Raw genomic sequence first — 10536 nt, 5'->3', positions numbered from 1 at the left:
CCAGGGACTGTCATCCCGCACGGAGTGAATACGGAGATGCGGGATCTCCCGGCTGCAAGCACCGCACTCGCCAAAGGCTCGAATCCTGTGTCCCTTTGGAGGGACAGCAAGAATAGCTCGCCTGTTGCTTGCGGGGAGGGCTGGCGCCAAGGGCAACAGTACCCATAACAAGACATTGTATATTTTTAAAGCAAAAAGCTGATAGCTGACAGCTTTCAATCACGCTTTAAAAATATGCCGCTCATCCTTCGGCTCCACGCCCTTCATGGCGTTGCGGGTGTCGATGATGCAATCATTCCATTCGGCCAGTTCGGCATAGTCGATGGAAGAGTGGTTGGTGGAGATGATAACCGCATCAAAATCGGACACGGTTTTTTGATTCCACTCGATGGACTTTTGTCCCGTCCAGTCGGCATGCTCGCGGGTGGGGAGGACTTCGGGGATAAAGGGATCGTAATACGAAACCTCGGCCCCCACTGCCTTAAGCAAATCAAAAATTTTGAAGGTGGGGGACTCCCGCATGTCATCCACATCCGGTTTGTAGGCGAGGCCTATGACCAGCACCCTGGAGCCATTCATCGCCTTCTTATGCTGATTCATGGCCAGCATCGTCCGGTCCAGTACATAGCTTGGCATGTTAGTATTTACCTCACCGGCCAGCTCAATGAAACGCGTGTGCTTCTCAAACTCACGGGCTTTCCAGGTCAGATAAAACGGGTCGATGGGGATACAATGTCCGCCCAAACCCGGTCCGGGCGTGAATTTCATAAAGCCAAACGGCTTGGTATCCGCCGCATCCAAAACCTCATGCACGTCAATGCCCATAGACTCATACACCACCTTCAGCTCATTCACCAGGGCAATGTTGACCGAGCGGAAAATATTCTCCGTCAGCTTTACCGCTTCGGCCGTTTTGCAGTCGGTGACCGGCACGGTTTGCACAATGGCGGTATCATACATGGCCGTTGCCAGTTCCAGTGCCTCTGCGCCATGGCCGCCCACCACTTTGGGAATCTTCGCCGTATTGAAATTCGGGTTCCCGGGATCTTCCCGCTCCGGGCTGTATGCCACATAAAAATCCGATCCGGCTTTCAATCCCGAATTCTTCTCCAGGATGGGAATCATCAGCTCCTCCGTAGTGCCCGGCCAGGTGGTGGATTCCAAAATCACCAACTGCCCTTTCCGCAGATATTTGGAAACCGTCTCCGTGGTCTGCTCCACAAAACTCATATCCGGCTCGCGGTGATGGTCCAGGGGCGTGGGGACACACAACAAAATAGCATCCGCTTCATGCAGGCGGGAAAAATCGGTGGTGGCCTCACAGCGGTCGGATTGAGACAGAGTTTCCATCATCTTGCTTCCGAGGTGTTTGATGTAGGGCGTGCCCTTTTCCAGCTTGTCAATTTTTGTTTGATCGATATCAAATCCAATAACCGGCAGGCCTGCTGAATGAAAAGTCCATAACAATGGCAGGCCGACGTAGCCCAATCCAATGACCCCGACTTTATATTCTTTTTGTTCAATTTTTTGCAGGAGGTTCCTGATACTCATATCAACCTTTGGTTATTTTACCATTATAATTGATTTGAGCCAAAGTAAGGACATTTGAAGTATTTAAGAAGAGGGTTTTTTATACCCAGGGGCTCGTTGTTACACATCCCAAATTGATTCAGGGAAATCCCGGATCGGCGATTCCGCTCCGCTTCATCTTGTCCGGGATGACCTTGTTATTATAAAATGAGTCATCGCGGGCCCGGACCCGCGATCTCCCTGATGCAGACTACGCACTTACCAAAGTCTCAGTGTTAAATATCCCAGGCCTCGTCAGGGAGATCCCGGTTCTGCACCTCCGCTTCGCTACGGTTTGCCCGGGATGACTGGCTTTTCTTTTACCCACAGGCTGTCATCACGGGCGGAGTGAACGCGGAGACCCGCGATCTCCTTGACATGCTTGGGAAGCCATATCAGGGAGATTGCTTCGTCGTTGGACTTCTCAAGCCTGCGTTCTACCTTACAAGCTCCTCGCAATGACAGCAAGTACACCTAAGCCAGTGTTTCTTCCTCTTGTTCTTGTTCCCGTGTCAAATAGCCGGAATAGGTGGGTACAAAGTTGTAGATTTCTTCTTTAATCGTCTCTTTGTCTCCGGTTCTGGCAATTTCCTTGAGGCGATTAAGCCGCTGTTCCAGGTTATCCAATACGCCGTTTTTCCGAGCCATGAATATTTTCTCGTGGCGGGTCATGTCGGTACCCTCTTCTGCCGTCAGCAGTTCTTCGAAGAGTTTTTCTCCGGGACGAATACCGGTATGCTCAATTTTGATATCCACATCGGGCTCAAGTCCGCTCAGTTTAATAAGGTCGCGAGCCATTTGTTCAATATTCACCGGTTCTCCCATATCCAGTACATAAACGGCTCCATTGTTATTCAAGGCCCCGGCTTGCAACACCAATTGTGAGGCTTCGGGGATGGTCATAAAGTACCGAACCATATCCGGGTGCGTAACAGTTACAGGCCCGCCTTTTCGAATTTGATCTTTAAAGATAGGAATCACACTGCCACGGCTACCCAATACATTACCGAAGCGAACTGATACAAAAATTTCTCCGTTTTGAGCCTGATCTGCTCCCCATTCTACAATATACTCGGAAATTCTCTTGCTTGCACCCATTACCGAAGTCGGGTTCACCGCTTTGTCTGTGGAAATATTCACAAAATGGGAAATTCTGTGCTCCACCGAAAGGTTTACGAGGTTACGAGTCCCCATTACATTATTAAAAATAGCCTGTGAAGGATTCTCTTCCATCAAAGGCACATGCTTATGGGCAGCGGCATGGAATACCACTTCCGGCCGATCATTTTCAAAAATCGTTTCCAGTGAATCATAATCCCGGACATCACAGATACGAATGCAATACTCCAATTCCGGAATTTCATTGTTAATTTCCCTGACCAGCTGGTGAATGCTGTTCTCACCCCGGCCCAGAAGAATCACGTGTTTTGGATTAAAACGGGAAATCTGGCGTACAATTTCCGAACCGATCGACCCGCCTGCACCGGTTACCAATATTCGTTTGTTCTGGATATAGGACTTGATCTCCCGGGTTTCCAGGCTGACCGGCTTTCTGCGAAGCAAATCCTCTACATCTACCGTCCTCAGCTGACTGATGGAAACTTTCCCGCTCAATAAATCATATAACGCCGGAATGATGCGATAATCTGCATCCGTCTGCCGTGCTTTTTCAACTACCCGTCGAATCACGTCACCCGATTCCGAAGGCATTGCAATAATAATCTCATCGATTCTCATACTCCTGACGATAGCGGGAATCTCATAAATCGTCCCCTTCACCGGAATTCCCATGAGCTTTTGTTTGCGCTTGGATAAATCATCATCCACAAATGCCACCGGATGCATTAAGGCGTCACGGCTTTTAAGCATTTCCTTGGCCACCATTGTTCCGCTTTCTCCGGCTCCCACAATCAGAATGCGTCTTCTATACTGTTTGTTACGAATGGCCGGGATACGGTATTTGATAAAAAATCGTGTTCCGGCTCTCAGGGTAACTAAAGCCAGAATAGAGAGGAAAAATTCAATAATTGGGATAGAAAGCGGAACATTAATTGCGGTTCCCCCCGCAAAAACAATAGTGGCATAAGGCACCGTCAGAATGGATACCATGACAACGATATGAAATAAATCGCTGTAGCCGGTATTGCGCCACGACTGCCGGTAGCTGCCCATGTAATAGGCCAGGGCAGATTTCACCACAAACAGAATGGCTGTGGCTTGTGCAATGGCCTGAAAGTATCCCGTTAAATCACCATCCAATCGTAACAGAAAGGCAATGACGGTCATGCTTGTCCAGGTTAATATATCTGCTACCCCTTTAAAAAAACCCTTGTACTTAAATACTGTATCTTTCATTTCATATATATCTATTTATGAATGTATACTTGCTTCTCTTTTGTCAATTCTATAGTGCAAGACTCCAATAATAAGCATAATCAACCAAAAAAAATATTTCATTTTTTTAAAGGACTGCTTTTTAGGGCTTTATGGATACCACAAACCCTGCTTTAAAACATTCTAATGCCCATTTTATCGTGTGTCGGTAAAGAGTGAGGACTGAACCTATGATTCAGTTAGGGGGAATGAACGGAAAGAAATGGAGCTTAGTATAAAATTTTGGGAAAATTTATAGAATTAAGTCATCGCGAGGAGGTGAACAGGTTTACTCAAGACATTCCCCGGTTGCCGACGTGGCGATCTCCCTGGTCTATTTGGGTGCTCGTTTTAGGGAGATTGCCGCGTCGTTTAAGCTCCCAAACCTGCATTATGCCTCTCGGACTCCTCGCAATGACCGGGCTTTAGGCAATAGTTTCTCTTATGGTTTTGATGACGCGGGCCTGATCTTCTTCACTCATATTACTTCCGCTCGGCAGGCACAAACCATATTCGAACAACCACTCCGATAAGCCATTTGAGTATGCAGGAAAACTCTCAAAGACCGGCTGCAGATGCATCGGCTTCCAAAGAGGCCGCGCTTCAATATTCTCTTCTGCTAAAGCCAATCGAATATCCTCTCGGGTAACTCCTCCTGTCTCCTCCGGATTGATGATGACCGTTGTTAGCCAGCGGTTGCTGAAGTAGCCGGAGGGTTCTTTTAAGAAATACACCCCGGTTGGAGAGGAATTTAAAATTTTGAATTTTGAATTTTGAATTTCTCCTTCCAACCAGATTTTTCCTAAGGCCTCAAAATATCGTTCATGCACCGCTCTCCTCTGGGCCACCCTCTCATCTAACACTTTCATCTGACCGCGGCCGACACCCGCCACAATATTGCTCATTCGATAATTATAGCCGATTTGCGAGTGCTGATAATGAGGGGCATCATCCCGGGCCTGTGTGGCAAGGAACCGGGCTTTTTGGATTAATTCTTCGTCATCGCTGAGCAATGCACCGCCGCCGGAGGTAGTGATGATCTTATTTCCGTTGAACGACAACACATTCAATTTCCCAAACGAACCACATTTTTGTCCATTTATATGGGAGCCAAGAGCTTCGGCAGCATCCTCGATCACCGGAATTCCATATTTCGCTCCGATGGCGCGAATCTCATCCATTTTGGCGGGCATGCCATAGAGATGGACGGCTAAAATAGCCTTAGGCAGCTTCGTCCGACGACTGCCGTTCGTCTGACGAATCGTTGCCGGGTTTGATTCAACATCCTCACCCGAATTCTCCAACCGCTCCTTTATAGCCTCTTCTAAAAGTTCCGGATCCATATTCCAGGTATCTGCTTCTGAATCTATAAATACCGGTATTGCACCCTGGTATCGAATAGGATTCGCCGTAGCGGAAAAGGTAAAAGACTGACACAGTACCTCATCCCCTGCTTCCACTCCCAGTAAAATAAGGGCCAAATGAATAGAGGCCGTGCCGCTCGTAAAAACACCGGCCGCTTTCGTACCTGTGTAATTTCTAAGATCATCCTCAAAGCCGTTTACATTATCCCCGAGCGGAGCGATCCAGTTTTTTTCGAAGGCTTGGTGGATGTATTCGAGTTCTTCTCCACCCATGTGGGGGGAAGAGAGCCATATTTTTTGTTTATTCATACTTAACTCATTTCCTGTAAAGTGGAAAATATCCACTCATATCATAAAGTTCTTCTTTTGAGAAATCAGCACACAAGTTGTTGTATCTTTGCCTGTCATTGACAATGCGTAGAGTAGAGAACTTTATATATTCCTTTCCGAAACCTTGCTTAAACCTAAAAAGTGAGTCTTGGCTATTACCTACTCCTCCTCCAAGATTAAAGAACTCCACTTCATTACTATACTTTTCAATAATACCATCAAATAGCATTTTAGATGGTGAATCATTTAGAAATTCATTTTTTGTGCCACCCAAATGATATTGTACAACGTGATCATTTTTGCAAAAAATTGCCCCCGCTATGGATCTTTGATTTTTATCTCTTACAATCACCAAGTCGATGTTTTCAGTACCAATGAAATCTTTAATTCTTAAATAATATTCTTTAGGAAAGAAATAATATTCAGTTGCTTCATCTCTCTCCATGGTCTCATTATAAATTTCAATAAAGTCATCTAATAACTCCCATTCATTCCAAACTAATTTGTTACCAGACTTGACTAGTTTTTTTAGATTTCGTCTATAGTTTGATGAATAATTCATTCTTAGATCATCGTATGAATTATTCATATCAATCATAACCACTTGTCCATGAATGATGTGGGATATGTCTTCATCTTCGTGTAAAAAATACGGATTTAATAGTGGATTCAATCTTATAAAGGTGGAAATATATCCCGCCTTTTTACCTTTCTCCTTTAACTCACCTAGGAAAGTATTTAGTGCACTGTAGGAACTGTGCAAAATACCCGGGTAGCCATAAGGGCTCACTAAATCATAGTATTCCTTCCCATTTGTTATTTCATCCGGAATTGTCCTTTTGATAAGAGGAATTAAAATCCATTCATCGGCATCTTCAGCAAACCAAGCTGTAGCTTCTCCTCCAACCAACTCAGCCTCGAGTTTTAAAAATTCCGGGTGTTGATAAAACTCATAATTCGTTCGATTTAAAATATTATTCCATTGATCATCATCAGGCATTAGGAAATTTGATTTCATAAAATTGATTGTGCCTTATCTTTTCTTGCTTCGGTTAATACTTTTAGCTTTGGGAATTCATGTATTAAAGATTTAATTGCCTTTTCAAAATTTTCTACATTTTCTCCTTGATCGTCATATGCTTTTCGTTGTATTTCATTTTCTGATAGAATTTCGCTTTGCTTTAATCCTTTGTAATGTGGTTTCAACAATGAATGGACATTATTAATAAACTCACTGGGATTATCACACATATCTTCATAATTAATAATCAATCGGTTTTTTTTGGGAAGCTCTTTTAGCTGATTTATGTACTCATATTCCAAGAACAGTATCTGCCCAATAATTTGCTGATAAATATTTCTTTCCTGCAGGATATCAAACTGTTTCGGTTTAATGGAAGCCCATTCATTGCTATCACCAAGATATTTTTTTCTCATTTTTAAAATGGAAAGGGCGTTATCCATTAAGTCTCTGCGAATGTAAATAAAACATGTTTTCTGTAATATTTTTTGAGCTTTAAGTGCATGAAAGCCATATAAGAAAGATTTGAACAATATCGGACGGTCATACACCTCACACATATTTTTTATCAATGTAGTCAAATAATCCCAATCTATTTTTGCTTCATGATTACTATCTTGCTGATAAAATTCATCATACTTTAAATGATAGTTCCAGAAATATCCAAACTCATGTGGTTCTTGTATCCCGCTTGTACGTCCATAGGTTGACTTAAAACTAGAATGATATTCATCCTTTAATAATTGCTTGGATAGGTGAATACCAAATAATGGGGCTTTCCAAAATGCAGCTATCAAATTATTTATATATCCGACTTTGAGTCCTTCAGCCAATTGCTGAACAGCAAGTGTTGTCCCAGAACGGGGTGCGCCAATTATATGAATTGTAGGGTAACTCTCAGGTAATTTTGCAATTAATTCTTGCTCTGATTCATGTAATTTTTTATTCATCAACGATAAGGCAAGTTCAAAATCTTGATTCTTCTTGTATTTATCACTGACTTCCTGATCTTTCCTCATACACTTTCAATTTGTCCCATCAAAGGGTTTTTTCTGCACTCCTTGATCTGGATTAATATTTTCTCTTTTGAATACCTTAAATAATGTCCTAAATAATATTTTAATGTCTAACCATAAAGATTGATTATCCACATACCAAACATCCATTTTAAATCGCTCTGTAAATGAAATTGAATTTCGACCGTTTACCTGAGCCCAGCCTGTAACTCCTGGCCTGACTTCATGCCTCCTTCTTTGCTCCTGAGTATACAATTTCAAATAATCCATCTTAAGTGGCCTGGGACCAACTAGACTCATATCACCTTTAATCACATTAATAAGCTCAGGCAGCTCATCCAAACTTGTCGACCGTAGAAACTTTCCAAACTTCAAAAGTCGTAATTCGTTTGGTAGCAAATTTCCTTCCTCATCAGTCTCATTTGTCATACTTCTAAACTTATACATTTTAAATGGTTTTCCATTTTTTCCCGGACGAACTTGAGTAAAGAAAACCGGGATTCCCATTTTTATTCGGACAAGTATCATTAAAAGTAAAAACAATGGAGATACTAGTATTAAACCCGTAATTGATGCCGTAAAATCAAAGAACCTTTTAAGCATTAAAGACCTAAAATTTTGCAAATTTCTTTATTCACTTTACTTACATCGTATACTTCTTCGGCAAAACGTCTACTTTCCTTACTCATATGCGTAATTAAGTTAGGGTCAATAATAAATTTCTCCATGGCTTGAGCAATTTTATTGGGATTTTTAATTGGTACTAAAAAACCGTTTAAACCATCTTTAACAGTTTCTCTACACCCTACAGAATCTGTCATAATAAGTGGTCTTCCCATTGACATGGCTTCTAAACCTGTACGAGGAGTACCTTCTCCATAATAGGATGGTAAAACAAATATAGACGATTGTTTTATATATGGTTTAACATCTTTTACTCGACCAATAAATTCAATTAATCCTGAATCATGAAATTCTTTAAAGTCAGAAATTGAATAAGAAGTTGGATTATTATCTAACCCACCAACGACCAAAAATCTTGTATCTGAATATTTTTTTCTAATTATCCTTGCTGCTTCTATAAAGTCATTAATACCTTTTTCCTTTAAAAGGCGCCCAATAAACAAAAAAGTAACAGGATTAAAAACAGGTTCAGAAAAAGCAAACTCGTCTATATCGACACCGGAACCATAAATTCTAAATGCCTTACCCTTTTGAATGATATCTTTTTCTACAAAAACATCTCTATCATCAGGATTTTGAAAAATTACACCATCAGTATTTTTTAAGGATGCTTTGTACAAGAACTCTGTTATACATGATAAATAGCTTGATTTTAAGGACGTAGTGTTATTAAATGCATTACCTAGACCAGTAATCATCGAATATATTTTTGGCACTTTCAATCGTTTCGCCGCATAACTTCCATATATAACCGGCTTTATGGTATAAGATAGAACCAGATCCGGTTGAACTTTATTAATCAATTTTTTTAGAGAATTGTAGCTCTTGATATCACTTAACAGGTTTGTACCAGTTCTTTGGAGATGATAGATTTCATATTGAACTCCCATCCTTGAAAGTACGTCATTGACATATGCATTATAATCCGGACCGGCTGCAATTACTTCATGCCCTTTATCAACGAAGGATTGAATGAGTGGTCCACGGAAATTTATTAGTGATTTTGATAAACTTGAGAGAACTAAGATTTTCAATTTCAAATTGCTTTTAGGAATTCATCCATTAAATTAATGTAATTAACGTAGTGAAAATTATTTTCAGCTGTTTCAAAAGCTTTTATACCCATTGACTCAGTATCAGATTCAATAATCTCCAGTTTCTTAATCTCTGTAAAACTATTGCTTTTTAACTTTTGTATATCTATAGCATACCCATTTTTACCATGTATCAAATAATCTTTTAAGTTACTGCTATAGTTTGTGATGACTGGTGTGCCTGCTGACATAGATTCAACAAACTTAGTTGGAAAACCTGCTCTAGTGATTAAATTGTTTTCTCTGAAAAAAATTGAAAAATTAGATTTTGATACTTCAACCAATGCCTCTTTATGTGAAACTCTTCCGTGAGCTTTAACATTGGAATTATTAGGAGTACCCAAATTCATTAATTCCTTTTTAGTAATACCAAAAATATCTAACCTACAATTCTTATTTGTTTCAGAAATAATATCGAAGAATTTAAGTACTAAACTTATTTCTTCTTTTTTTCCGCCTACTGTACCAAAAAAAATAAACTTTGTGCCATTGTTATTTTTAGGTGCTAGACATTCCCATTTCTTGTCATCAAGATCGACTAAAGGGGGTATTCTGAGATTCTTTTGTTCTTTGTAATATTTTTCTAAAAATCTACTTATTACAATGTTTCCATCAGTAAGATATTTGTTTATAAGCTGCATTCTAATTGCAGTATCAACTTTTTTAACAGCTCTTAATAACAAAGATTTATGATCTGGCTGATACCACTCTGTGGTATCAGCAATAAATTTTAGCTTTTTATGAAGTCTAAAGTAGACTTTTAAAAATGACAAAGATTGATAATTATATCCTATAAAATACTTCAGGTTTGGTTGGGATTTTAAGATCGTGTTGATATTTCGATTCGATCCATAAAACTTTATCCAATCAATAATTTTTTTTGGATAAGAGACTGAATACATTTGAATACCTTCCATCTCACTGACATGCTCATAAATTCCGGTATCAACTTCATCTCTCACCCCAACTAATATCACTTCATACCCAAGTTTTACTAAAATCTTTGAATTGACTAATACTCGGTGTGCTGCTGCATTTTTATCCGGTAATTTAAAATTTCCTACATACAAAATTTTTTCTTTCAT

The 10536-nt window shown here is 40.5% G+C and carries 8 protein-coding genes; all 8 read right to left on the bottom strand.

Going from position 1 to position 10536, the window contains the following annotated elements; translation table 11 throughout:
* Positions 1 to 219 precede the first annotated feature (219 nt).
* Complete coding sequence (locus HUJ22_RS00385; RefSeq protein WP_290872051.1) at positions 220 to 1551, bottom strand: nucleotide sugar dehydrogenase; 1332 nt, start codon at positions 1549 to 1551, stop codon at positions 220 to 222.
* Between the two features lie 492 nt (positions 1552 to 2043).
* Positions 2044 to 3924 carry a nucleoside-diphosphate sugar epimerase/dehydratase gene (locus HUJ22_RS00380; RefSeq protein ID WP_290872049.1) on the bottom strand — a complete coding sequence of 627 codons (1881 nt, stop codon included), beginning with the start codon at positions 3922 to 3924 and terminating at the stop codon, positions 2044 to 2046.
* A 443-nt stretch (positions 3925 to 4367) separates the two neighbouring features.
* Positions 4368 to 5615: an aminotransferase class I/II-fold pyridoxal phosphate-dependent enzyme gene (locus HUJ22_RS00375; protein WP_290872046.1), complete on the bottom strand. Its 1248-nt coding sequence runs from the start codon at positions 5613 to 5615 to the stop codon at positions 4368 to 4370.
* Positions 5616 to 5622: 7 nt separating this feature from the next.
* Positions 5623 to 6654, bottom strand: coding sequence for a peptidoglycan bridge formation glycyltransferase FemA/FemB family protein (locus HUJ22_RS00370; protein ID WP_290872041.1), 1032 nt, complete (start codon positions 6652 to 6654; stop codon positions 5623 to 5625).
* Positions 6651 to 7676 carry a sulfotransferase gene (locus HUJ22_RS00365; RefSeq protein ID WP_290872038.1) on the bottom strand — a complete coding sequence of 342 codons (1026 nt, stop codon included), beginning with the start codon at positions 7674 to 7676 and terminating at the stop codon, positions 6651 to 6653. Before HUJ22_RS00365 ends, HUJ22_RS00370 begins: the two co-directional genes overlap by 4 nt.
* A gap of 6 nt (positions 7677 to 7682) precedes the next feature.
* The gene (locus tag HUJ22_RS00360) at positions 7683 to 8276 is read right to left on the bottom strand and encodes a sugar transferase (RefSeq protein ID WP_290872035.1); all 594 of its coding nucleotides are present in this window, start codon (positions 8274 to 8276) and stop codon (positions 7683 to 7685) included.
* On the bottom strand, positions 8276 to 9391 hold the full coding sequence (locus tag HUJ22_RS00355; RefSeq protein WP_290872032.1) for a glycosyltransferase family 4 protein: 1116 nt from the start codon (positions 9389 to 9391) through the stop codon (positions 8276 to 8278). Before HUJ22_RS00355 ends, HUJ22_RS00360 begins: the two co-directional genes overlap by 1 nt.
* 2 nt (positions 9392 to 9393) lie before the next feature.
* Entirely contained in the window at positions 9394 to 10536 is a 1143-nt protein-coding gene (locus HUJ22_RS00350) for a glycosyltransferase (protein WP_290872029.1), read from the bottom strand.

It is taken from the genome of Gracilimonas sp., assembly GCF_014762685.1.
GTDB lineage: Bacteria > Bacteroidota > Rhodothermia > Balneolales > Balneolaceae > Gracilimonas.
This window is presented reverse-complemented; position numbering and strand designations above follow the sequence as displayed.